Source organism: Paraburkholderia solitsugae (assembly GCF_013177695.1).
Classification (GTDB): domain Bacteria; phylum Pseudomonadota; class Gammaproteobacteria; order Burkholderiales; family Burkholderiaceae; genus Paraburkholderia; species Paraburkholderia solitsugae.
Genome location: NZ_WOEY01000046.1, coordinates 1 through 23,946 on the forward strand (window position 1 = coordinate 1; position 23,946 = coordinate 23,946).

23 protein-coding genes are annotated in these 23,946 nt (G+C 62.4%); 7 read left to right on the top strand and 16 right to left on the bottom strand.

Features of this window, described 5'->3' with window-relative positions; translation table 11 throughout:
* Nucleotides 1-202: 202 nt before the first annotated feature.
* The 4 genes from GNZ12_RS11640 to GNZ12_RS11655 all read right to left on the bottom strand — a co-directional run bounded on the left by GNZ12_RS11640 (nt 203) and on the right by GNZ12_RS11655 (nt 5,120).
* On the bottom strand, nt 203-1,435 hold the full coding sequence (locus GNZ12_RS11640; protein WP_172310481.1) for a multifunctional CCA addition/repair protein: 1,233 nt from the start codon (nt 1,433-1,435) through the stop codon (nt 203-205).
* On the bottom strand, nt 1,432-2,085 hold the full coding sequence (locus GNZ12_RS11645) for a glutathione S-transferase family protein (RefSeq protein WP_172310482.1): 654 nt from the start codon (nt 2,083-2,085) through the stop codon (nt 1,432-1,434). Before GNZ12_RS11645 ends, GNZ12_RS11640 begins: the two co-directional genes overlap by 4 nt.
* A 31-nt stretch (nt 2,086-2,116) precedes the next feature.
* Nucleotides 2,117-3,070, bottom strand: a complete 954-nt coding sequence (locus tag GNZ12_RS11650) for a complex I NDUFA9 subunit family protein (protein ID WP_172310483.1) — start codon at nt 3,068-3,070, stop codon at nt 2,117-2,119.
* 82 nt (nt 3,071-3,152) lie between these two features.
* Nucleotides 3,153-5,120: a lytic transglycosylase domain-containing protein gene (locus GNZ12_RS11655; protein WP_172310484.1), complete on the bottom strand. Its 1,968-nt coding sequence runs from the start codon at nt 5,118-5,120 to the stop codon at nt 3,153-3,155.
* Nucleotides 5,121-5,197: 77 nt separating this feature from the next.
* Between GNZ12_RS11655 and GNZ12_RS11660 the strand changes: the two genes are divergently transcribed.
* On the top strand, nt 5,198-5,740 hold the full coding sequence (locus tag GNZ12_RS11660; RefSeq protein ID WP_235993694.1) for a 5-formyltetrahydrofolate cyclo-ligase: 543 nt from the start codon (nt 5,198-5,200) through the stop codon (nt 5,738-5,740).
* 58 nt (nt 5,741-5,798) lie between these two features.
* Here GNZ12_RS11660 and GNZ12_RS11665 read toward each other — a convergent pair whose 3' ends face one another.
* The gene (locus GNZ12_RS11665; RefSeq protein ID WP_054040851.1) at nt 5,799-6,311 is read right to left on the bottom strand and encodes a winged helix DNA-binding protein; all 513 of its coding nucleotides are present in this window, start codon (nt 6,309-6,311) and stop codon (nt 5,799-5,801) included.
* A gap of 207 nt (nt 6,312-6,518) precedes the next feature.
* On the opposite strand from GNZ12_RS11665, the gene pxpB reads away from it, so the two are divergent.
* From pxpB to GNZ12_RS11695, 6 genes are all read left to right on the top strand, one after another.
* On the top strand, nt 6,519-7,172 hold the full coding sequence (pxpB, locus tag GNZ12_RS11670; protein WP_172310485.1) for a 5-oxoprolinase subunit PxpB: 654 nt from the start codon (nt 6,519-6,521) through the stop codon (nt 7,170-7,172).
* Nucleotides 7,169-8,221 carry a 5-oxoprolinase subunit C family protein gene (locus tag GNZ12_RS11675; RefSeq protein ID WP_172310486.1) on the top strand — a complete coding sequence of 351 codons (1,053 nt, stop codon included), beginning with the start codon at nt 7,169-7,171 and terminating at the stop codon, nt 8,219-8,221. The genes pxpB and GNZ12_RS11675 overlap by 4 nt, the downstream gene beginning before the upstream one ends.
* Before the next feature lie 27 nt (nt 8,222-8,248).
* Nucleotides 8,249-9,001, top strand: a complete 753-nt coding sequence (pxpA, locus tag GNZ12_RS11680) for a 5-oxoprolinase subunit PxpA (RefSeq protein ID WP_172310487.1) — start codon at nt 8,249-8,251, stop codon at nt 8,999-9,001.
* A 259-nt stretch (nt 9,002-9,260) separates the two neighbouring features.
* A complete protein-coding gene (locus GNZ12_RS11685; RefSeq protein WP_074281922.1) occupies nt 9,261-9,998 on the top strand; it encodes a DUF969 domain-containing protein in 738 nt (245 codons plus the stop codon).
* Nucleotides 9,995-10,951, top strand: coding sequence for a DUF979 domain-containing protein (locus tag GNZ12_RS11690; RefSeq protein ID WP_120302802.1), 957 nt, complete (start codon nt 9,995-9,997; stop codon nt 10,949-10,951). The genes GNZ12_RS11685 and GNZ12_RS11690 overlap by 4 nt, the downstream gene beginning before the upstream one ends.
* A gap of 276 nt (nt 10,952-11,227) precedes the next feature.
* Nucleotides 11,228-13,033 carry a tetratricopeptide repeat protein gene (locus tag GNZ12_RS11695; protein ID WP_172310488.1) on the top strand — a complete coding sequence of 602 codons (1,806 nt, stop codon included), beginning with the start codon at nt 11,228-11,230 and terminating at the stop codon, nt 13,031-13,033.
* 85 nt (nt 13,034-13,118) lie between these two features.
* Here GNZ12_RS11695 and GNZ12_RS11700 read toward each other — a convergent pair whose 3' ends face one another.
* The 11 genes from GNZ12_RS11700 to metF form a co-directional block, all read right to left on the bottom strand.
* Nucleotides 13,119-13,409 (bottom strand): BrnA antitoxin family protein, encoded by a 291-nt coding sequence (locus GNZ12_RS11700; RefSeq protein ID WP_235993695.1) that lies wholly within the window; start codon nt 13,407-13,409, stop codon nt 13,119-13,121.
* A gap of 18 nt (nt 13,410-13,427) precedes the next feature.
* Entirely contained in the window at nt 13,428-13,550 is a 123-nt protein-coding gene (locus GNZ12_RS45000) for a BrnT family toxin (protein ID WP_268959023.1), read from the bottom strand.
* 5 nt (nt 13,551-13,555) lie between these two features.
* The gene (locus GNZ12_RS45005; RefSeq protein WP_328805986.1) at nt 13,556-13,705 is read right to left on the bottom strand and encodes a BrnT family toxin; all 150 of its coding nucleotides are present in this window, start codon (nt 13,703-13,705) and stop codon (nt 13,556-13,558) included.
* A 200-nt stretch (nt 13,706-13,905) separates the two neighbouring features.
* Complete coding sequence (locus GNZ12_RS11710) at nt 13,906-15,057, bottom strand: TraB/GumN family protein (protein WP_172310489.1); 1,152 nt, start codon at nt 15,055-15,057, stop codon at nt 13,906-13,908.
* Complete coding sequence (locus GNZ12_RS11715; protein WP_172310490.1) at nt 15,050-16,069, bottom strand: peptide ABC transporter ATP-binding protein; 1,020 nt, start codon at nt 16,067-16,069, stop codon at nt 15,050-15,052. The genes GNZ12_RS11710 and GNZ12_RS11715 overlap by 8 nt, the downstream gene beginning before the upstream one ends.
* Nucleotides 16,066-17,058: an ABC transporter ATP-binding protein gene (locus GNZ12_RS11720; protein ID WP_172310505.1), complete on the bottom strand. Its 993-nt coding sequence runs from the start codon at nt 17,056-17,058 to the stop codon at nt 16,066-16,068. The genes GNZ12_RS11715 and GNZ12_RS11720 overlap by 4 nt, the downstream gene beginning before the upstream one ends.
* A 92-nt stretch (nt 17,059-17,150) precedes the next feature.
* On the bottom strand, nt 17,151-18,068 hold the full coding sequence (locus tag GNZ12_RS11725) for an ABC transporter permease subunit (RefSeq protein ID WP_172310491.1): 918 nt from the start codon (nt 18,066-18,068) through the stop codon (nt 17,151-17,153).
* A 91-nt stretch (nt 18,069-18,159) separates the two neighbouring features.
* On the bottom strand, nt 18,160-19,170 hold the full coding sequence (locus GNZ12_RS11730; RefSeq protein ID WP_074281916.1) for an ABC transporter permease subunit: 1,011 nt from the start codon (nt 19,168-19,170) through the stop codon (nt 18,160-18,162).
* Between the two features lie 132 nt (nt 19,171-19,302).
* Nucleotides 19,303-20,931 (bottom strand): ABC transporter substrate-binding protein, encoded by a 1,629-nt coding sequence (locus tag GNZ12_RS11735; protein WP_172310492.1) that lies wholly within the window; start codon nt 20,929-20,931, stop codon nt 19,303-19,305.
* A gap of 204 nt (nt 20,932-21,135) precedes the next feature.
* Nucleotides 21,136-22,779, bottom strand: coding sequence for an ABC transporter substrate-binding protein (locus GNZ12_RS11740; RefSeq protein WP_172310493.1), 1,644 nt, complete (start codon nt 22,777-22,779; stop codon nt 21,136-21,138).
* A 326-nt stretch (nt 22,780-23,105) separates the two neighbouring features.
* Nucleotides 23,106-23,936, bottom strand: coding sequence for a methylenetetrahydrofolate reductase [NAD(P)H] (metF, locus tag GNZ12_RS11745; RefSeq protein ID WP_172310494.1), 831 nt, complete (start codon nt 23,934-23,936; stop codon nt 23,106-23,108).
* Nucleotides 23,937-23,946 lie beyond the last annotated feature (10 nt).

Consider the following 23,946-nt stretch of genomic DNA (forward strand, 5'->3'; position numbering starts at 1 on the left):
AGCCTTCGCGCTCATACCCGAGACCGCCCAGAAAAGCGAAGCCCCACTTCCATCTCGCGTACAAACTTGCTTGATGGAATGGGGCTTAAGTTGAGAGCATTGCCCCGCACAGGGGCAACGCTAATAATCCAATATCAAATCAAGGAAAGGCCAACACCGTAGGCAAACAGACAAAAGCGCCGCGCAGGCAAAAACCAAACTTTTATCCAAGAGCCACTTCAACAGCGCGAACGCGCTCGTGATGCACCGCATCCTTAATCCCTGCAGGCGCGTCGACAAGCCGCTTAGCCACTGCCCCAGCATCCACGCCCCGCGCAGCGACAAGCGCTACCCGCAGCCGCTCGGCCTGCGGATACTCCCGCATCTCAAACCCAAGCCGCCCACGCGCATCCGCCTCGCAAGCCTGCAAGGCTTCAGCAAACCGCGCCGGTTTCCGAATCGCATCGCTGCGCTCAAGCAACCTCACCAACGCGGCAGCGCCCATCTCCATCACGCGATGAATATTCCCATGCTCCCGCGCAACCAGCAGCGCCAGATCGCGGCATTCATTCGGCACCCGCAGCCGCTCGCATAAAGGCTTCAGCAAATCCACACTGCGCCCCTCATGCCCGATATGCCGCGGCAACACGTCGTCTGGTGTCGTCGCCTTGCCCAGGTCGTGCGTGAGCGCCGCGAACCGAACCGGCAACGCATAGCCCTGCTGCGCGGCGTGGTCGATCACCATCATCACATGCACGCCCGTATCCACTTCCGGGTGATAGTCAGCCCGCTGCGGCACGCCGAACAACGCATCGATCTCCGGCAGAATTCGCGCCAACGCGCCGCACTCCCGCAGCACCTCGAACATCCGGGACGGCTTCTTCTCCATCAACCCGCGCGACACCTCCTGCCACACACGCTCGGCCACCAAGGCATCCACCTCGCCGTCGGCCACCATCTTGCGCATCAGCGCCAGCGTCTCCGGTGCAACGGTGAAATCCACGAAGCGTGCCGCGAACCGCGCAATCCGCAAAATCCGCACAGGGTCTTCAAGAAACGCATCGCTGACGTGGCGAAAAAGCCGCGCCTGCAAATCGCCCCGGCCGTTGAACGGGTCGATCACCGGGCCGGTCAGTTCGCCGTCCGGGCGCATCTCGCGCGCCATCGCATTGATCGTCAGGTCGCGGCGAGCGAGATCCTCTTCGAGTGTGACGTCCGGTGCGTAAAAGAACTGGAAGCCGTGATAACCCGCAGCCGTCTTGCGCTCGGTGCGCGCGAGCGCGTATTCCTCGTGTGTTTGCGGATGCAGGAACACCGGAAAATCCTTGCCCACCGGACGATAGCCCTGCACCACCATCTGCTCGGGTGTCGCGCCAACCACCACGTAATCGCGGTCCTGCACGGGCACGCCCAATAGCTCGTCGCGAATCGCGCCGCCGACCGCGTAGATATTCATGGGCATACGTCTTGGTAAGGAACCGCGTGCGTTTCGCGCAGCGCGTCGTCGACCCATGCCTTCACTGCCGGCAATGCCGTGACGCGACGAACGTAGGCCGCAGCGGCTTCAGAGAGCACCGGTTGCCACGTGTTGAAGCGCATCACGACCGGCGCGTACATCGCGTCGGCAATGCTGAACTCGCCAAACAGGAAAGGGCCGCCGTAGGTATCGAGACACGTGCTCCAGATCGAGTCGATACGCGCAATGTCGGCCAGCGCACCCGGCGTGGCGTTCTTGCCTGGAAACGACGCACGAATGTTCATCCACATGCTCGAGCGCAAGTCGCCGAAACCCGAATGCATCTCGGCGCTCACGCTGCGCGCGTGGCGACGCGCCGCCGGGTCGCGCGGCCACAGCGCATGCTGCGGGAAGCGCTCAGCCAGCGTCTCGGCGATCGCCAGCGTGTCCCAGGTCGCCGATCCGTCTTCGTTGATCAAACACGGCACCTTGCCCGGACCCGTCGGCGCATAAGCCAGAATCGCGGACTTCGTGCCGGATTCATTCAGATGAATCAGCACCTCTTCAAACGGAATGCCGAAATGTTTGACCAGCAGCCACGGACGCATCGACCATGACGAATAGTTTTTGTCACCGATAAGCAGTTTCATCGTTCGTCTATAAGAGGGAAGATAAAAAGGTTCAGCGCCCCGCGCTGGCGCGAAACGTGTCGAAGCGCGAGCGTTTCGACGCGCCGGTCAGATACACGGGTGCGATCGTTTCGATGCTGACGGGTTCGATGCCGAGTTCAGGCGCAAGCGGTCCGCTCAACACGTTGTCGATTTTCATCGAATCGAGATTGTCGCGCGAGATCACCGGTTCGCCCGGTGCCATTTCAAACGTCAACGCCTGCAAACGCGCCAACGTTTCCGGCAGGCGAATGACTCGCGCATGCCGGCCAATCACGTCGCCGCAATACTTGACGAGGTCTTCGAGGGTATAGACGGTCGGGCCGCCCAGTTCGTAGGTATGGCCGCTGGCCGCGTCGAGATCGAGCACGTTGCAGATCGCTTTCGCCACGTCGTCAACGTACACCGGCTGGAATTTCGCATCCGGCATGGCAAGCGGAATCACCGGGAAGACGCGTTGCAGGAATGCGAACTTGTTGAGGAACTGGTCTTCGGGCCCGAACACCACGGACGGCCGGAAAATCGTCCACGCCAGATTCGCCGCGTGCACGGCCTTCTCGCCGTCACCTTTCGAGCGCGAATACATGCTGGGTCCGTTCAAATCGGCGCCGAGCGCGCTGATATGAATCAACCGATGCACGCCCTTGCCTTCGCAAGCCGCCACGATCTTGGTCGGTAATTCGACGTGCGTACGAGCGAATTCCGGGCCATAGGGTGTGCCACGTTTGCCGTGCAGCGTGGCCACGAGGTTGATGACGCAATCGGTGCCTTCGACGAAACGCGCGAGTTGCACCGGATCGAACACGTCGGCTTCGATCACGTCGATGGGGAGCAGGGTGAGATGGCGGGCGTTGTAGCGCCGCCGGGTGGCGATCCGCACGTCTTTGCCCATTTCAACGAGGGCGTTGACGAGATGGCTGCCGATAAAACCGGAACCGCCGATGATCGCAATGGCTTTATGTCGCATTTCTCGACTCCCTGGTGGAAGCCGTGGCAACGGCTGGCGCGGCGCACCGCCGCATCAAATCGACGCGGCGGCGGCACGGCGCTTACGGTGCGATATAACCCAGGCGCGCCTTCAGCGATTGCGGACGGCCTTCGAACAATGCCGCGTAGTAGACCGTGTTGGACAAGACATTCTTCACGTAGTCGCGCGTTTCGTTGAACGGAATCGTCTCAGCGAAGATCGCGCCTTCAACCGGACGCTGCAGCGATTGCCGCCAGTTGCGCGGACGGCCTGGGCCCGCGTTGTAGCCTGCGGTGGCCAGCACGGCGGAACCGTCGAACTGATTGTAGATCATCGACAGATAGTTCGTGCCGAGCAGGATGTTGGTGTTGATATCGTTCATCTGCTCGCGCGAAATCGGACCGAGGCCGATCTTCTTCGCCACCAGTTGCGCGGTGCCCGGCATCAGCTGCATCAAACCGCTCGCGCCGACGTCCGAGCGCGCGTTCATGATGAAGCGCGACTCCTGGCGAATCAACCCGTACGCCCATTCCACATCCAGCCCATTCGACTGCGCATCGCGCTCAACGATATCCTTGAACGGCGACAGATAGCGCAGCGAGAAGTCGTGCTCACTCTTCGTGCGGTCCGCCGTATTGACGGTGCGGTCATACAGCTCGATACGGCGCGCGTATTCGGCAACGGCGATCAGTTGCCGGTCGCTCATGTTGCGAAGCGGCCAGTTCCACTCTCGATTGCCCTCGAGCCGCAGATTCAGCGCATAGAACCGCTGCGCCAGATCGAAGCCCGGCGTATTGCCGGCCTGCTGGATTTCGGCGTCGGTCACCGTCGTTTTAGGCGGCACGGTGATCTTCTGGCCGAGCTCTTCCGAAGCCAGTTGGCCGTAGAAGTTGAAGCCCTGCGAGATCGACTCGAATTCCTGGTTGGCCGTGGCCGTGTCGCCGGCCTGCTTGAGCGCACGGGCATGCCAGTACACCCACGACGGCTGATTGCGCAGCGTCGCGGGCATCTGTTCGATCGACCAGCGCACCATCGTCCAGTCGCCCGCGAGCAGCGCGGTGCGGGTGCGCCATTCGTACGCCGGGTTCGACAGCGGCGCATTCACCGAGAGCCGGTACCAGTCCACCGCGCTCGGCATCTGCTTGGTGGCGGCCTGATAGGCAATCGTGCCCCAACCGATTGCGCGCTCGGGCGAGCTCAGCGACGGCGCCACCGACGCGAACGTGGCCGCGGCCATGGCCGGGTCGTTGCGCGCCATGCGCGTGATCGCGAGCAACGCGAGTTGGTGCGACTGCGTATCCGGACCGACGCCGCGCGCCAGCAGCAACGGCGGCGTATCCGTGGCCTGGCCGAACAGCACCGGATCGGGCGGCTGGTTGCTGAGCGCGTCGACAAGCTTGCTACCGGTGCTGGTGTAGTTCTGCTCGTACGCGAGACGGATCTGTTGCCACACGTCGTCGGAACTGAATTGCTGGTTGACTGCCAACGAAGTGATCAGGTCGACGCAGCCGTCGCCGTACCACTTTGGATCGACCAGCAGCGCACGCGCCGCGTCGGCGACGTTTTCACCCCGCGCCGCGCGCGATTCGAGCGAGTAGCACTTCACCTGCGTATCGTCGTTCAGCACGAAACGCGCGTATTGCTGATCGAAGTTGGGCCAGTCGTGACGCGCGCCGAGCACCGTAAGGTAGTCGTTGCGCAGACGGTCGGCGATGGCCTGGCCGTCGTACTTCTGCAGGAACGCCAGCACCGGCGCATCCGGCGCGTCAATGCGCGCATGGCCACTGGAATCGAACAGCTGCGGCTTGAGCTGGAAGTACTCCAGATATGAAGGCGCCGGATAGTTCGGGATCATGCTCGCCAGTTGCGCTGCGCGCGCCGCATCATTGTTGCGGGCGGCTTCGCGAAGCTGGACGAAGGTCTGGTCGTCGTTCGTGAGTTGCGAAAGGGGAACGGGCTTGACGGCGGACGCCGTGCTGCACGCGACGAGTGCCGCAGCGGCAAGCGCCAGACCGGCCGCGCGATATACTCGATAGAGGCGTTTTGACATCGTTGTTTCTGGAGCGCGAATTGGACCCAAGCATAGCATGCAACCCCGGCGCAGAATCGAAAAAGGCGCTGCGTCGAATGCTATTGGAAGCAAGGCTACACGCGGCTTCCGAGCCGGCGCATAACACCGCGCTCAACCGTCGCATTCTCGACACGTTGAAGCACTATGGTGTGCGCAGCGTCGGGTTCTATTGGCCGCTGTCGGGCGAGTTCGACGCACGCACCGCGATGGCGATCTGGCTCGCGGCAGACGCGCAACGCGAGGCGAGCTTACCGGTCGTCAAGGAACGTGGCGTGCCACTCGAATTTCACGCATGGGCGCCCGATACGCCGATGAAGATCGGCCATCATAAGATCGCCGAGCCCACGTCGGGGCGCGTGGTGGTTCCCGATCTGCTGTTCGTGCCGTGCGTGGGCTTCGACGCCGACGGCTTCCGGCTCGGCTACGGCGGTGGCTACTATGACCGCACACTGGCCGGTTGGCCGGGGTCGAAGAAGCCGGTCACGGTCGGCATCGCCTATGAAGCGTGCCGCACAGACGCGTTGCGGCGCGAAGCCCATGACATCCCGCTCGATCTGATCGTGACGGAAGCCGGCCTCTATCCGCATCCGGCGGATTAAGCGGTTGAAGAGCGCCATGCGAGGCGCATCCTTCGTCAGCCGCCGAGGCCGAACCCCGTTATAAAGACGCCGCCGCCCGCGCGGCCGTGTCGTACAGTCCGGACGCGTTGCGCATCAGTTGCGCCGCCTCGCCGATCTGCTCATTGGTCAGGCCACTTTCCTTCAGCGTCGAAATCAGGCAGCTCTCGCGCACCTCGCGGTATTTCAGACAGAGCTCACGGCCCGCATCGGTCGCCGAGAAGAACACTTCCTTGCCGGTCTTTTCGCTTTTTACATACCCTCTAGCTACGAGCTTCTTCAACGCGTAAGTGGCGACGTGGGTGTCTTCGATGTTCAGCACGAAGCAGATGTCCGCCAGCTTCTTGCGCCGCTCGCGATGGCTGACGTGGTGCAGCAACGAGACTTCGATCGCGGTCATGTCCTTTTCGCCGGCGGCTGACATGCATCGCACCATCCACCGGTTGAACGCATTGCCCGCCATGATGAGTGCGTACTCCAGCTCGGACAGCTCCGCGCTTGTGTCAGACACGAGATGTTCCGAAGAAACAATCTTGGTGGGGTGGCGCGACATGGTGAAGTTTCTCGGGAAACAGGATGGAAAGGTGTCGGGAGTGTACGACGAGCAGCCCATTTCCGGGAGCCTGGCGAAAACGCTTATAGAGAATTTGTTGATATTTTATTGATAATGTACGCTTCAATCATCCCGCACCTTATGCCGATAAATATCCATAGGGTCCGATATGCTCGACATCTCCGACTCGACCTGGGCCATTAAGCGATGAGCCAACCAAGAATCTTTCCGCTCGGCGATGCCGCGCTAGTCTGCGAAGCCCCGCCGCCTGCCACGCTGGACTGCCAGCGGCGCGTGTGGGCTGCAGCCGTTGCCGCGCGCGATTGGCCGAATGTGCTGGAGGTTGTGCCGGGCATGAACAATCTGACGCTCGTATTCGATCCGCTCGAAGCCGACCGCGAAGCGCTCGTGAGTCAATTGCAAGCAGCCTGGAACGCGGTGAGCGACGTGCCCGCACCCGGTCGCGAAGTCGACATCCCGGTGCAGTACGGCGGCGAGTTCGGCCCCGATCTGCAAGCGGTCGCCAATCACACCGGCCTGAGCGTGTGTGAGGTCGTGCAACGTCACGCACAAGGCGAGTATGTGGTGTTTTTCCTCGGCTTCCAGCCGGGCTTCGCCTACATGGGCGGGCTCGACGAAGCACTGCACACGCCACGCCGTGCGTCGCCGCGGCTGGAGGTGCCGGCCGGTTCGGTCGGTATCGGTGGTGAGCAGACCGGTATTTATCCGGCGACCTCCCCCGGCGGCTGGCAGTTGATCGGGCGCACCGAACTGCCGCTGTTCGATCCGTCCCGCCGCCCGCCCACGCTCTTGCAACCGGGTGACCGGGTGCGCTTTACCGTCGCGGGGATACACGCATGATCGATGTGATTCGCGCGGGTCTCCTGACCACGATTCAGGATCTCGGCCGTCACGGCTACCGGCACCTCGGCGTCGCGATGGGTGGCGCGCTCGACCGTCTGTCGCTCGAAGTCGGCAACCGGCTGGTCGGCAACCGGCCCGATGCGGCCGGCCTGGAAATTACCTTCGGCCCGACCGTGCTGCGCTTTCTGCGCGCCACACGCGTGGCCATCACCGGCACCGAATTCGGCGCAACGCTCGACGGCAAGCCGGTCTATTCATGGTGGAGCCTGCCGGTGCAGGCCGGCCAGGAGCTGGTGCTGCAAGCGGCCAAACGCGGCATGCGAGGCTATGTCTGCATCGCGGGCGGCGTCGACGTTTTACCGATGCTCGGCTCGCGCAGCACCGATCTCGCCGGCCATTTCGGCGGACTTGGCGGCCGGGCGCTGCGGGACGGCGATCGTCTGCCGGTCGGCGCGCCGCTGCAACGCGGCCACCGCGGCTTTACCCCCGAAGCACCGGAGTTCGGCGTAAAGGCGCCCGCCTGGTGCAAGTTCGTGCTGGTTCACGAGCCACTGCGGCGCGGCCGGCACCCGTCGGGCGTGCCGTGGGCTGTGCCGATCCGCGTACTGCAGGGCCCCGAATACGGCAGCTTCACCGAGGAAGCGCACGAATCGTTCTGGTCCGATGAATGGCTGGTCACACCGAACAGCAACCGCATGGGCTACCGCCTCGCCGGCGCGGAACTGAAGCGCACCCAGAAAAGCGATCTGCTCTCGCACGCGGTGTTGCCTGGCACGATTCAGGTTCCACCGAACGGCCAACCGATCGTGCTGATGAGCGATGCGCAGACCACCGGTGGCTATCCGAAGATCGGCGCCGTGATCCAGGCCGATCTATGGAAGCTCGCGCAGGTTCGCCTGAACGCCGCCATCCGCTTCATCCCGACGACGCCTTTTGAGGCGCGCCAGGCTTTACTGGAAGAACGCACGTATTTGCGGCAGATCGACGCCGCGATTGCCATGCACGAGGAACGCTGCGCGCGCCAGCCGGCGGTCGCAGCGCTGTAACACTAAGTAGAGGAGTAGAGGAACACCATGGAAATCGATTTGAACGCCGACCTCGGCGAAGGTTGCGGCTCCGACGAGGCGCTGCTCGACCTCGTCAGTTCGGCCAACATCGCGTGCGGCTGGCACGCAGGCGGCGCCAACGCCATGCGCGACTGCGTGCGCTGGGCGGTGCAAAAAGGCGTGTCGATCGGCGCGCATCCGAGCTTTAACGATCCCGAGAATTTCGGGCGAAAGGAAATGGACCTGCCGGCCAACGATATTTACGCCGGGGTGCTGTACCAACTCGGCGCACTGTCGGCGATTGCTCAGGCCGAGGGCGGCCGCATCGCGCACGTCAAGCCGCACGGCGCGCTGTACAACCAGGCCGCGCGCGACGCCAGGATCGCCGACGCGATCGTGTCGGCGGTTCACGATTTCGACCCGTCGGTGGCGGTGTTCGCGCTCGCCAACAGCGGACTCGTGACAGCTGCACGGCAAGCGGGCCTGACTGCCGTCGAAGAAGTCTTCGCCGACCGTGGCTATCGCGCCGACGGGTCGCTCGTACCTCGCAAGGAGCCCGGCGCGTTGCTCGACGACGAAGACGTGGTGCTGGCGCGCACGCTCGCGATGGTGCGCGAGCGCCGCGTGCAAGCCGTCGACGGCCACTGGGTACCGCTCAACGCCCAGACCATCTGCCTTCACGGCGACGGCCCGCATGCGCTGGCATTCGCGCGGCGTATCCGCAGCGCGCTACAGGACGCCGGTATTGAAGTTCACGCGGCCGGCGCCGCGAGCGTCTGATCCGCGCGCCGACTCACGCGCGCCAGACAGCGCGTTTCAACCCTTTGCCAAGCCCTGAACGCCCTGCCCCCGGGGCGTTTGCCAGGTGCAGGACGCATTGCAGTACCGCAGTCGATCAGCAGATAAGCAGCAGGTGCAGGTGTAGTCGAAGCAATGCGGCCATCAAGAGCCGTAGCAGCAAGACGGCGCGGGGTCCCCTCCCGCCGGCCCACGTTAGCCGCCACAAGCGGTGAGGTTGAAACCCTGTTTGGAGATCCAGATGCAGACAACAGTCAGTCTATGGCCGCTCATTGGCGTGGCCGTCATCATCGTCGGCTTTTTATTACGGTTCAATCCGATGCTGATCGTGGCGGTTGCCGCGATTATCACGGGACTGGCCGCGCACTTCCCGCCTGAAAAAATTCTCGCTGAGATCGGCACCGGCTTCATCAAGACTCGCAATATTCCGCTGATCATCCTGCTGCCGCTTGCCGTGATCGGTCTGCTCGAGCGGCATGGCCTGCGCGAGCGCGCGCAAGCGTGGATCGGCGGCATCAAGGCCGCGACCGCCGGACGTCTCCTGATCGTCTATCTGCTGGTGCGCGAACTGACCGCCGCTGTCGGCCTGACCGGTCTCGGCGGCCATCCGCAGATGGTGCGTCCGCTGATCGCGCCGATGGCCGAAGGCGCCACAGAAACCCGCTTCGGCAAGATCAGCGACGCGGTGCGCTTCAAATTGCGCGCGTTCTCGGCCGCGACCGATAACGTCGGCCTGTTCTTCGGCGAAGACATCTTCGTCGCCTTCGGCGCAATCGTGCTGATGACGACCTTCCTGAAGGAAGCCGGCATCACCGTCGAGCCGATTCACGTTGCTGTCTGGGGCATCCCGACTGCGATATGCGCGTTCATCATCCACGGCTTCCGCCTGTATCTGCTGGACCGCTCGCTGGAGCGTGAATTGCGCGGCAATGCGGCCGCCGGTTCGCCGACGCAGCCGGCCGCGGGAGACAAAGCATGACGTTCACGATTACCTATCTCTTCTGGCTGCTGGGTGTGGTGCTGCTCGTCATCGGCGGCATGATCGTCACGGACAAGGAACATCCACGCCGTTTCACCGCCGGTGGTTTCTGGATTCTCTACGCGCTGATCTTCCTGATCGGTGACAAGCTGCCACCCTCTGTGGTCGGCGTGCTCGTGATCGTGATGGCGCTGATTGCGGGCTTTGGCGGTGTGACCGCGGCCAAGCCGAAGGTGCTTTCGCTGGAGGCGCGCAAGGCTAGCGCCGCGCGTCTGGGCAACAAGCTGTTCGTGCCCGCGCTGACGATTCCGGTCGTCACCGTGATCATCACCTTGTCGGCCAGCCATCTGATCTTTGGCGGCACGCCGCTGATCGAAAAGGCCAACGTCACGTTGATCGGCTTCGGGATCGGCTGCGTGATCGCACTGGCGATTGCCTGCGTGCTGACGCGTGACACCGTCGGCCAATCGATGAAGGAAGCGCGCCGCCTGGTCGACGCGTTGTCATGGGCCGCAGTGCTGCCGCAGATGCTCGGCATGCTCGGCCTCGTATTCTCCGACGCCGGCGTCGGCAAGGCCGTCGCTCACGTGACCACGGCCTATATCAGCCTCGACTACCGCTTCATCGCGGTGGCCGTGTACTGCATCGGCATGGCGCTGTTCACGATGGTGATGGGCAACGGCTTCGCCGCGTTTCCGGTGATGACGGGCGGCGTCGGCGTGCCGATCCTGGTCGGTGTGTTTCACGGCAATCCGGCTGTGATGGTCGCGATCGGCATGTTCAGTGGCTACTGCGGCACGCTCATGACACCGATGGCCGCGAACTTCAACATGGTGCCGGCAGCATTGCTGGAATTGCCGGATAAGAACGCCGTGATCAAGGTGCAGGTGCCCACCGCGCTCACCTTGCTCGTCGTGAATATTTTCCTGCTGAATTTCTTGATGTTCTTGTAGGAAGCTTGACTCACCGCTTCGGCAAGCGTAGACGAACAACGCGTTCGAATAGGTGGGCTGAAGCGGCGGTGCGCGCCAAGTGCCGATCGGTAAGGGGCAATCGCGCGACGCTCATGAACCGGTCAGGCGCGTCTGCCCCCGGGTAAACAGACGTCGCTGATTTAGGATGCGTCCGATCGTCAGGAAGGGTTTAGGAACATAAGCTCGTGGGTGGTCTCCTATCCACATGCGCCGGCGCGCGCAACGCGTGCCACCGGCGTCCTCCAGCAGGTTCTCATGGAACACCCATCCCATCCCGACAGCGCGCGCGCCAAGGCGCCCCCCTCCACCTATCTCGCCTCGCTCATCAACGCCGCGCTCGAAGCGCATCAAGCCGGCCGGTTCAATGACGCCGAGCCCTTCTACCGCGAAGCCCTCGCGCTCGATCCCGCGCATGCCGAAGCGTTGCACTACTTCGGCGTGCTGCAACATCAGCGCGGCGACCACGTCTTCGCAGCCGAGTTGATGAGCGAAGCGCTCAAACTCGATCGCACCGACGCCGTCTGCTGGAGCAACCGCGGCCTCGTGGCTGCCGCGCTCGGCCATCCCCAGGAAGCCATGATCTGCTATGACCAGGCGTTGCAGTTGGAGCCTGATTTCGCCGACGCACGCAACAACTTCGGGGTCGCACTGCAAGCGCAAGGTGCGTTTGACGAAGCGATCGGGCAGTATCGGCTGGCGTTGGCGGTGAATCCGTCTCTGGTCGACACGCATCTGAACCTCGGTACGGCGTTGAACAAGCTGGGCCGCTACGATGAAGCGCTGGTCTGCTATCAACACGCGATGGCGCTCGATCCGCACTCGGCGGAAGCGCATTTCAATGCGGGCAATGCGTACAACGCGCAAGGCGAGCACGTTGCGGCCATCGCCAGTTTCGAACGGGCACTGGCATTGCGCGGCGACTATGCCGAGGCGCACATCAACCTGGGCAGTCTGATCGGCAAGCTCGGCGACTACGCCGGCGCAGAATCGCAGTACCGGCATGCGGTCGCACTCAAGCCGAACCCCACGAATCTGGTTTGCCTCGCTGGATCGCTCGGCGCGCAAGGCCGCCTGGACGAAGAGGAAGGGTTTTATCGCCATGCGCTGGCGCTCGATCCCCACTATGCGGATGCGCACCAGGGCCTCGCGTGGCTGCTGCTCAAACGCGGCGATTACAAGCAAGGCTGGGCCGAGTATGCAATGCGCTGGCGCAAGACCGATTACGAGGCGATCGCCATTCCGGATGTTGCCGAGTGGCATGGCGAACCGCTCGACGGGCGTCGTCTGCTGCTGGTCGGCGAACAGGGTTTCGGCGACCATTTCCAGTTCCTGCGCTATGCGCGCGTGCTCGAACAACTCGGCGCCACGGTCGATCTCTGCGTGCGCAAGCCGATGCTGCCGCTAGTTGAGCGCATACCCGGCGTCCACCGCGCGTTCAGTGGCAAGCCCGACGGCGAGTACGATTTCTGGGTGCCGATGATGAGCGTGCCGTCGTGCATCGGCACCGACCTGTCAACCATTCCGGCTGAAGTGCCCTACCTGTTCGCCGACAAAGCAAACATCAAGGCGTGGCGCAAACGGATTGGCGCAGGCACAAAATCAAAACGCAAAGTGGGTCTAGTTTGGGCCGGCAGCCCAACGTTTGGCAACGACCGCTACCGGTCGATCGCGCTGACGGACCTAAGCGCGCTAAGCAAGGTGGAGACCGTCGCCTGGTACGCACTGCAAAAAGGCCCAGCGCATGCGCAGTTGGCCAATGCCCCGGAAGCTTTCCGCGCCCACGATTTCACCGCCGATCTGAACAGCTTCGACGACACCGCCGCGCTCATCATGAATCTCGACCTGGTGATCGCCGTGGACACTGGCGTGGCGCACCTGGCGGCCGCACTGGGCAAGCCGGTGTGGGTACTGTTGCCCTCCAACTCGGACTGGCGCTGGCTCGAAGATCGCAGCGATTCGCCGTGGTATCCGGCGATGAAATTGTTCCGGCAGACGAGGTTGGGCGATTGGGCGCCGGTGGTCAAACGTGTATCGGAAGAACTACGCGACGGCGGTCTATAAAACGTACGCTGCGCAGATTTCAGGCGTTTCTGCGCAGCGCCTTCTTAACTCCTTCATGCGCAAACAGGATGCGCGACTCCGCGCCTTAAGGACGACGACGCTGCTGCGCCAGCATGTAGGCGCGCAACAACTTGTTGATGCGCGTCTGATAGCCCGCTCCCTGCTCTTTGAACCAGTTCAGCACATCCGCATCCAGGCGCATTGTCACAGCCTGTTTCGGCGGAACGTGCAGCTCAGCGCGGTCAAAAAAATCGTCGCCCAATTCGGGCACGTCGCTCGTATCGATTTGCGCGTCGCCTGCCTTTGCAAGTCGCTTCCAGTCGGTTCCTGATGTTTTACCCATAATTTCGCCTCTGCTCGTTTTCGCCCACTCCAACGCTACCCACGGTGCCAGTCAATTCCAGACGCTGTCCTTATAGCGTTTCACCTCGTGCCTTGTCGCCTTGCGGGCCGAAATGATACGGATCACATCTGCACTGCGTTCGACGTACACCACCACACCGACGATGGCGGCCATCCAGCCTAGCGCGACCCAGCGATCCTACCGTAGTCTTCCCGCTGGTCCATCGCCGTCAGCACGGGATGATCGAACACGTCGACAGCATCCCTGAAGTCGATGCCATGCTTATGGATGTTGATCTGATTCTTGACTTCATCCCATTCAAACTGCACACAGCACCTGTATTGACGTCTGTACATACATCATAGCACGCACAGGCGGCTATGGCCGCGTGTGCCGCGAGCAGTTTTGCGGCGCACGTCAGCATCGGACTGGTGGTCCCAATACCGGTTCCTATTCTGGCCGGACGGCCTACCCCGGTTAAGACTGTGATCAGCCACATCGCACGTCTCGCGTCAGACTGGGATCTGACTCACCCCGCATCCACCACAAACCCATGCTGCCGCAAAAGCTGTAGCACGCCTTTGCGGCCGCCTAGGTGCAACGCGCCGATCGCTACGAATACCGGTTTGTTCGGTGCGGCAATCAGCAGCATCCGCGACACGAAGCGTCGGTTGCGTTCGTACACGATCCTGTTGTCTATCTGATCGGAGATGCGTTTGTCGCGCGCCAACGTTTCGGACTTCGCGGCCTGCCAGGCCGCAATCGCGTCGGCATCCCCGACTCGCCACAGCCGATGCAAGGTCTTCACATCGTCGACGTTTTGCTCAGGCGTCTGCACCAGGTCCTGTGCGAGCATTTCACGCTGCTGCGCGAGCGTGAGTCCGGTGAACGCGCGCATCTGCTGTGGCAAGGTCTCAAGGCCGACGATCTTGCCGCGCGTCCTGATATAGACGTTCTGCAGCTGGGCTTCCGTGCCGTACTCGGTTTGCAATCCGGCACTTAACGAGTCATAGGTTTCCACCACCAGCGAAGCGAGCCACGGCCGCATCTTCTTGATTTCATCCAGCGCCGCGGGATTGCCGCGCAGGCGGAAGGCCAGCTTGCGCCACAACGGATCGGGCAGCAGGCCCGGTAGACAGTCGCGCCGGCAGATACCGTACTTGGACACGTCGTCTTGCGAGACCAGCAGTTCATCGGGTGAGAGTTCGAGTGCCAGCGTCGGCGAGGCAACCAGGGCACCGAGAATCGGCGCGCGGAACGGTTGCGTGGCCGGATAGTCGGCGGGATCGCCGACGTGCAACGTGCCGAGCACGTAGATGGTCGTGGTGCCGCGTGTCGCGACATAGAACGGCATACGCGCCGGTTGCGCGCGCACCGGGCCGCTCGCCGTGGTGCCCGGCGTAGCGGGCGGCGGATTGAAGCCCGGCAAGGTGGCGCGCGGCGGCGGCGGCAGATTGGGCACCGGCATCGCCGGCCGCCCCGCCTGAGCGGGCGTATTGGCGGCCGCCCCAGCGGCATGCGCGACGCCGATCGGCCCCGCGTTCAGGTGAAAAACAGAACAAATGCCGAGGAGCGCGGCACCGGTCAGTGCACGCGCTCCCCAGCGCCACGCGAAAGCTGCGTGGCAGCCGCCATCACGCAAGCGGCGCGTAAGACGACGCGCCGCCATTGCATCAGGCATCCATGTCCCCCACCTCCTCGGCGCGGTGACACGACACCTGACGGCCATCCACTTCACGCAACTTCGGTTCTTCGCTGCGGCACCGGTCGATCGCGTACGGGCAGCGCTGATGGAACGTGCAACCCGACGGCGGATGCAGCGGCGACGGCATTTCGCCTTGCAGCTTGATCTTGATGGTGCGATCCGCTTCGAAGATCGAAGGCGTGGCCGACATCAGCGCACGCGTGTACGGATGACGCGGGTTCGAGAAAATCCGCTTCTTGTCGCCGAGCTCCGCCACACCGCCGAAGTACATCACCATCACATCGTCGGCGATGTGCTCCACCACCGACAGGTTGTGCGAGATGAACACGTAGCTGGTCTTGAACTGCTCCTGCAGGTCCATGAACAGATTGAGAATCTGCGCCTGGATCGACACGTCGAGCGCTGACACCGGTTCATCGGCGACCACGATCTGCGGATCGAGGATCATCGCCCGCGCAATGGCCACGCGCTGCCGTTGACCGCCCGAGAACATATGCGGATAGCGTTTGGCATGCTCCGGACGCAGACCCACCGTGCGCATCATCTGCGCGATCCGTTCGGCGCGTTCGGTCGTGCTCAGTTGCGTATTGATAGCGAGCGGTTCGCTGAGCGTCTGCTCGACCGTCTTGCGCGGGTTCAGCGAGGCAAACGGATTCTGAAACACCATCTGCACGCGCCGCCGCAGCGCTGCGATCTTCGCGTGATCGGCGCCCGCCACGTCTTCACCGTCGATCAACAGGCGGCCCGCGCTGGGTGCTTCGATCATGGTGAGTTGACGTGCGAGCGTCGATTTGCCGCAGCCCGATTCGCCGACCACCGCCAGGGTCTTACCGCGCTCGAGCGCGAACGAGACACCGTTGAGCGCCTTCACCGTGCCGGACGCGAACATCCCGCGCTTGACCGTGTAGTAACGCGCGAGCTTGTCGGCAACCAGCACGTGATCGCCCGCATGGTCCGACTGGCGCCGAGGTTCGAATACTGCGTTCATCGTGCGCCTCCATGGGTGTGAACGTTGGCGTCGCCGCTCAGGTTCAGGGGTTTGATGCAGCGCACGCGCGCCACTTCAGCGTGACCTTGCATCGGCGCCAATGCCGGCCGCGCCTTCATGCAGTCGTCGACCACATATTTGCAGCGCGGCGCGAACAGACATCCCTTGGGCCGATCGTCACGCCCCGGTACCATGCCCGGCAGGGCGGCGAGCCGCACCGCGCCGACATTGTGCTCGGGAATCGCCGCCAGCAGCGCTTCCGTATACGGATGATGCGGCGCGGCGAAGATGTCCGGCACGCGGTTGGTTTCGATCACTTCGCCAGCGTACATGACCGCGACCCGCTGCGCGACCTCGGACACCACCGCCAGATCGTGCGAGATCAGCACGAGCGCCATGCCGCGCTCCTTCTGCAGCTTGATCAGCAGTTCCATGATCTGCGCCTGGATCGTCACGTCGAGCGCGGTGGTCGGTTCGTCGGCGATCAGCAGCTTCGGGTTGCAGGCAATTGCCATCGCGATCATCACGCGCTGGTTCATGCCGCCAGACATCTGATGCGGGAACGAACCAATGCGGCCTTTCGGATCGGGAATGCCGACCTGATCGAGCAGTTCCAGTGCGCGCTTGTCCAGCGCACCGCCGCGCAGGCCTTCGTGCAGCTTCAGCACTTCCTTAATCTGATAGCCGACGGTGTAGCTCGGATTCAAACTGGTGAGCGCGTCCTGGAACACCATCGCGATGTCTTTGCCGATGATCTTGCGGCGTTCCTTCGCCGAGGCCTTCAGCAAATTCTTGCCGTTGAAGGTGACCTCATCGGCGGTGACTTTGCCCGGCGCGTCGATCAGGCCCATCAGCGCCATCATCGTCACGCTCTTGCCCGAGCCCGATTCGCCGACCACGCCGACCACTTCGCCCTGCGCGACATCGAGGTTGATCCGATCGACAGCGGGCAGGCCGTTGAAATCCACCGCGAGATTGCGGATGGTCAATAGATTGCTGTCAGCATGCGCACGGCCGCCCGAAGCGTGCTGACCCGCCCCCTCGGGGGGCAGTGAATGAAGTGAACGTGGGGGTTGTGCCATCATGCCATCCGTTTCAGTTTGGGATCGAGTGCGTCGCGCAGCCCGTCGCCGAGCAGATTGATCGCGAGCACCGAGATCAGGATGGAAAGACCTGGCATCGTAACGATCCACCAGGCGCTGTCGATATAGTCGCGCGCCGATGCCAGCATCGCGCCCCATTCCGCCGACGGCGGTTGCACGCCGAGACCGAGGAAACCGAGCGCCGCGGCATCGAGAATCGCCGACGAAAAGCCCAGCGTAGCCTGCACGATCAGCGGTGCGGTGCAATTCGGCAGCACTTGCGAGAACATCAAACGCAGCGTGCTTGCGCCAGCAACGCGCGAAGCCGTCACATACTCTTTCTGCAATTCGCCTTGCGCCGAAGCACGCGTCAAACGCACATAACCCGGCAACGCGACGATCGCAATCGCCAGCATCGTGTTGACGAGACCCGGGCCGATGATCGCGACCACCGCAACGGCCAGCAGCAGCGACGGCAACGCGAGCAGCACGTCCATGATGCGCATGATCGGCGTATCGGCCCACTTCTCGAAGAAGGCCGCGATCAAGCCAAGCACGATGCCTGGAATCAGCGCGAGCACCACCGAGACGAAGCCGATCCAGAACGACAGCCGCGCGCCATACATCAGACGCGAGAGGATGTCGCGGCCCGCTTCGTCGGTGCCGAGGATGAACTTCCAGTTGCCGCCGTCGAGCCAGGCGGGCGGGATTTTCACGAAGTCGCGATACTGCTCGATCGGGCTATGCGGCGCGATCAACGGCGCGAAGATCGCGATGAAAATCAGCGTCAGCACGATGATGCCGGCGGCGACCGCGCCACGGTTACGCGAGAAATTCGCCCAGAATTCTCGGGCGGCTATTGCGCGGCCACTGGGTGGAGTGACCGCTGTGGGGACTGTATTTTGAATGTCTGCCATGATCGTTCATGCCTCCCGCAGAGCCGCCTCAAGGGAGGCATGCGCCCCCTCGGGGGGCAGCGAACGTAAGTTTGCGTGGGGGTTCATATTCTCACCTCGTATGGCGAATGCGCGGATTCAGCACGCCGTACAACAGATCGACGACGAGGTTCACGACGATCACCAGCGTAGCGATCATCAGGATACCGCCCTGCACCACCGGATAGTCGCGCCGGCCGATCGCGTCGATCAGCCACTTGCCGATACCCGGCCACGAAAACAGCGTCTCGGTCAGCACCGCGCCGGCCAGCAGCGTGCCGACCTGCAAGCCGATCACGGTCACGACCGGAATCAGCGCGTTACGCAGGGCATGCACGATGATCACGCGCGCGGGCGACAAGCCCTTCGCACGCGCCGTGCGAATGTAGTCTTCGCGCAGCACTTCGAGCATCGACGAACGCGTCATCCGCGCGACCACCGCCAGCGGAATCGTGCCGAGCACAATGGCCGGCAGGATCAGATGGCTGAGCGCGGATTTGAACGCGCCCTCGTCGGTGGACATGAACGCGTCGATCAGCATGAAACCGGTGACGTGCGGAATGTCGTATTCGACCGCGATGCGGCCCGACACCGGCGTCCAGCCGAGGTCCACGGAAAAGAACATGATGAGGATCAAGCCCCACCAGAAGATCGGCATCGAGTAGCCGGTCAGCGCCGTGCCCATCACGCCGTGATCGACCACCGTGCCGCGCCTGAGGGCCGCGAACACGCCCGCCGGCAAGCCGACGATCAGCGCGAACAGCATGGCGCAGAACCCCAGTTCAACGGTGGCGGGAAAACGTGCGAGGAATTCGCCCATCACGCTGGTATTGGTGATGATCGAGGTGCCGAGGTCGCCGTGCATGGCGCGGCCAACATAGTGGATGTACTGCATCGGCAAGGACTCGTCGAGCCCGAGACGATGCAGTGCGGCAGCATGCATGGCGGGATCGACGCCGCGCTCGCCCATCATCACTTCGATGGGATCGCCCGGTATCAGGTGAATCAGCGCAAACGCGAGGATCGTGATGCCGATGAACGTCGGTATCACCATGCCGATGCGGCGCAAAACAAAGCGGAACATGGTTCGTCCCTATGGTCTTGATGAAGAAAAAACGCAACCGGCGACGAGGGCTTGTGACCCCGGTCGCCGGACCATTTCGACCAGTTTTCTAACCGTGCGAAAAGCTACTGCGTAAGCTTGACTGTATTACTTTTACTTGACGCTGACGCCGTCGAAGCGCGCATAACCGAGCGGCTCGATACGCATGTCGACCACCTTCTTGCTGACAGGCTGGTACACGGTCGAGTGAGCGATCGGCGAGAACGGCAGTTGCTGCGCGAAGATCTGCTGCGCCTGCATGTATGCCGTCGTGCGCGCGCCCTGATCGGCCGACTCGCGGCCCTTCTGGATCAGATCCTCGAACGGCTTGTAGCACCACTTTGAGAAGTTGTTGCCGTTCACCGCTTCGCACCCGAGCAGCGTGCCGAGCCAGTTGTCCGGATCGCCGTTGTCGCCGGTCCAGCCGATCAGCATCGTGTCGTCTTCACCTGCGTGAGCGCGTTTGATGTACTCGCCCCATTCATAGGTGACGATCTTCGCTTTCACGCCGATCTTGGCCCAGTCAGCCTGGATCATTTCCGCCATCAGACGGGCGTTCGGGTTATACGCGCGTTGCACCGGCATCGCCCACAACGTGATGTCGAAGCCGTTCGCATAACCCGCCTTCGCGAGCAGTGCCTTGGCCTTGTCCGGATCGTAGGACGCGCTCTTCAGGTTCTTGTCGTACGACCATTGGGTCGGCGGCATCGGGTTCGTCGCGGCCTGGCCTGCGCCCTGGTATACCGACTCGATGATCGCCTTCTTGTTGATCGCCATGTCGAGCGCCTGACGCACTTCGAGCTTGTCGACCGGCTTGTGCGTCACGTTGTACGCGAGGTAGCCCAGGTTGAAGCCCGGCTGCGACGGCATGTCGATGTTCGCCTCAGCCTTCAGCGGCGCGATGTCGGCCGGGCGCGGATAGCTCATCACCTGGCATTCGTCGCGCTTGATCTTCTGCACGCGCACACCGGCGTCCGGCGTGATCGAGAAGATCAGCTTGGAGATCTTCACGGTGTTCGGCTTCCAGTAATCCGGATTGCCGTCGAAGCGGATCGTCGCGTCCTTCGTATAGCTGCGGAAGATGAACGGGCCCGTGCCGACCGGGTACTGGTTGATGTCGGCAGCCTTGCCGGCCTTCAGCAGCTGGTCCGCGTATTCACCCGAGAGGATCGACGCATATTCCATCGCCAGATTCTGGATGAACGGCGCGTTGACTTCCTTCAGCGTGAACTTGACCGTGTACGGATCGACCTTTTCGACGCTGGTGATCAGCTTGTCGAGGCCCATGTCCGTGAAGTACGGGAATTGGACCGGGTACGCCTTACGGAACGGCTGGTTCGTGTCGAGCATGCGCTGGAACGTGAACACGACGTCGTCCGCGTTGAATTCGCGTGTCGGCTTGAAGAACGAGGTCGTCTGGAACTTCACGCCGTGGCGCAGATGGAACGTGTAGGTCTTGCCGTCCGGCGAGACTTCCCACTTTTCTGCCAGGCCCGGCTCGACTTTCGTACCGCCGCGTTCGAACTCGACGAGGCGGTTGTAAACGGTGAACGTGTTGGCCGTGAAGTCGACGCCAGTCGTGTACTGGGCCGGATCGAAACCCGCAGGGCTGCCTTCTGAGCAGTAAACCAGGGTTTTGTTCGGAATCTCGGCGCGCGCGACACTTGCGCCCACCATCGATGCCGCTGCAGCTGCGACGAGCGTCGTAACACGCGCGGCGCGCAACAGGTTGTTTTGCTTCATGTTTCCTCCAGGTTCGGGGCTGGCTTCCGCCAGCGTAGCGCGATATTACTTGAGCTTGGCTCACCCCAACAAGCGGAGGAAAATACCCCCGTTGACGATCGGAAACAGTTGAGGCATAAGGGCGGCCGCACGCCGGCGCTGGCCGGAACGTGCGGCGTTAGAGGCGGAATCGGCAAAAAGCGGCCCATGGGGCGTTGCCGGCGGCTATTTCAGGCTGACGCCCATGAATTGCGTCGGACCAAACGGGTCGATCTTGAAGCCCCTGACGTCTTTGCTGATCGGCTGGTAGACGGTGGAGTGGGCAATCGGCGTAAATGGAACCTGCTGCTTGAAGATCTCTTGCGCTTCCACATAGTCCTTGGTGCGCTCGGCGAGATCGGTGGTGCCACGACCTTTCCTGATCAGGTCGTCAAAAGGTTTGTAGCACCATTTGGAAAAATTGCTGCCCTTCACCGCATCGCAGCCGAGCAACACGCCAAGCCAGTTGTCAGGATCGCCGTAATCCCCCGTCCAGCCGATCAGGATCGCCTCGTGCTCGCCAGCATGGGCGCGACGGATGTACTCACCCCATTCGTACGTGGCAATTGTCGTCTTGACGCCGATCTTCGCCCAGTCGGCCTGCAGCATTTCGGCCATCAGGCGGGCGTTCGGGTTGTAGGGCCGCTGCACCGGCATGGCCCACAGGGTCAGGTCAAAGCCGTCCGGGTAGCCGGCCTCCTTGAGTAACGCCTTGGCCTTGTCAATGTCGTAGGGTGCGTCCTTCAGATTCTTGTCGTAGCCCCATTGGGTCGGCGGCATGGGATTCGTCGCGATTTGCCCCGCGCCCTGATACACCGACTCGATGATCGCTTTCTTATTGATCGACATATCCAGCGCGCGTCGCACCAGCACATTGTCGAGCGGTTTTTTCGTCGTGTTGTATCCAAGGATGCCCAGATTGAAGCCGACCTCGCTCGGCATAGCCAGCGACGGGTCGGCCTTGATCTGCGGAATATCCGCGGGACGCGGATAGCTCATCACCTGGCATTCTCCGCGTTTCAGTTTCTGCAGCCGCACGGCGGGATCCACGGTGATCGCGAAGATGAGCTTGCCGAGCTTCACGACACCCGGTTTCCAGTAGTCGGGATTGCCGTCGAAGCGGATCGTGTCGTCCTTGGTATAGCTGCGGAAAATGAACGGCCCGGTGCCGACCGGGTATTGGTTGATATCGGCGGCCTTACCGGCTTTCAGCAGTTGATCCGTGTACTCCGCCGACAGAATCGATGCGAACGGCATCGCGATCTGCTGCAAGAACGGTGCATCGACCTCCTTTAGCGTGAAACGCACCGTGTACGGGTCCAGCTTCTCGATCTTGGCGATATTCTTTGCCAGTCCGAGATCGGTGAAATAGGGAAACGGGACCGGGTACGCCTTACGGAACGGCTGATCCGGGTCCAGCATCCGTTCATAAGTGAAGACGACGTCGTCGGCATTGAATTCGCGGGTCGGCTTGAAGAACGAGGTGGTCTGAAATTTCACCCCGTGCCGCAGGTAGAACGTGTATTGCAGGCCGTCCTGCGACACATCCCATTTCTCGGCGAGGCCCGGTTCGATATCAGTACTGCCGCGTGCGAACTCGACCAAGCGGTTATAGATCGTGTACGAAGCGGCGGAGAATTCGACGCTAGTGGTGTACTGCGCTGAATCGAAACCCGCCGGACTGCCTTCGGAGCAGAACACGAGGGTTTTGTCGGGCAAGGTAGCCGCGTCGGTTGCGGCGGGCGCGAGGCCGGCGGCCAGGACCACGCAGGCGCTCAGGACTGGCAGGCAGGTATGGCGAACTGCAAACAGCAATCGGGATACTGTCATCATGTTCTCCGCACAGCAGCCAAGTCAGCTGCGCTTCGATCATAGCCAGCGCAAAAATCGGGTTCAATGAGGGCTTACACGCCGGAAGGAAAGACTTGATGAGGAGAGTTGCTGCATCGCAGCAGCGGCTGAAGCGTGGAATTCCCCGGCTGGATTTCCCGTGCGTAATGCGTACGAGGCGTCGCGACGCCACACGCCTTGGCGCACGATTCAAGCGCAGGCGGGCCGGCACAAGATGCCCGGACTGCCCAAACATGAGATTTCCGGCGTAAAAAAACCGCGCGGCGGGATACGCCATGCGGTTTTGTACAGAGGCTACTCGGACTTTAAGCGCCCAGCCGTTCGCAGATCGCCTTGGTGGCCGCAGCGCCATTGAGCGTGTAGAAGTGCAGACCCGGCGCCTTCGCGTCGATGAGACGCCGGCACAGGTCAGTCACCACATCCAGCCCGAATGCGCGAATCGACTCGCGATCGTCGCCAAAGCTTTCCAGACGGCGCGCGACCCAGCGCGGCACTTCTGCGCCGCACATCTCTGAGAAGCGCATCAGCTGCGAGTAGTTCGTGATCGGCATGATGCCCGGCACAATCGGCACGTCGACGCCGAGCTTCCTCGCATCGTCGACGAAACGGAAATACGCGTCAGCGTTGAAGAAATACTGAGTGATTGCCGAATTGGCGCCGGCCTTCACCTTGTGGGCAAAGTTTTCCAGATCGTGACGCGGCGAGCGCGACTGCGGGTGGTACTCCGGGTAGCCGGCCACCTCGATCCAGAACCAGTCGCCGAACTCGGCGCGGATAAAGCTCACCAGTTCCGACGCATAACGCAGCTCGCCGACTTCGCCCATGCCGGACGGCAGATCGCCGCGCAGCGCGACGATATGGCGGATGCCATGCGCACGGTACTCGTTGAGAATCGCGCGCAGGCTGTCTTTCGACGAGCCAATGCACGACACGTGCGGCGCCGCTTCAAGCCCATCCTTCGCGATATCGACGACGGTATCGAGCGTGCCCTGTTGCGTCGAGCCGCCGGCGCCGAACGTGACGGACACGAACTTGGGTTTGAGCGACGCGAGCTGCGCGCGGGTGGCGCGCAGCTTGTCGACGCCTTCCTGCGTTTTCGGCGGAAAGAATTCGAATGAAAGTTCGATCGGGTTCATGATTCAGTAG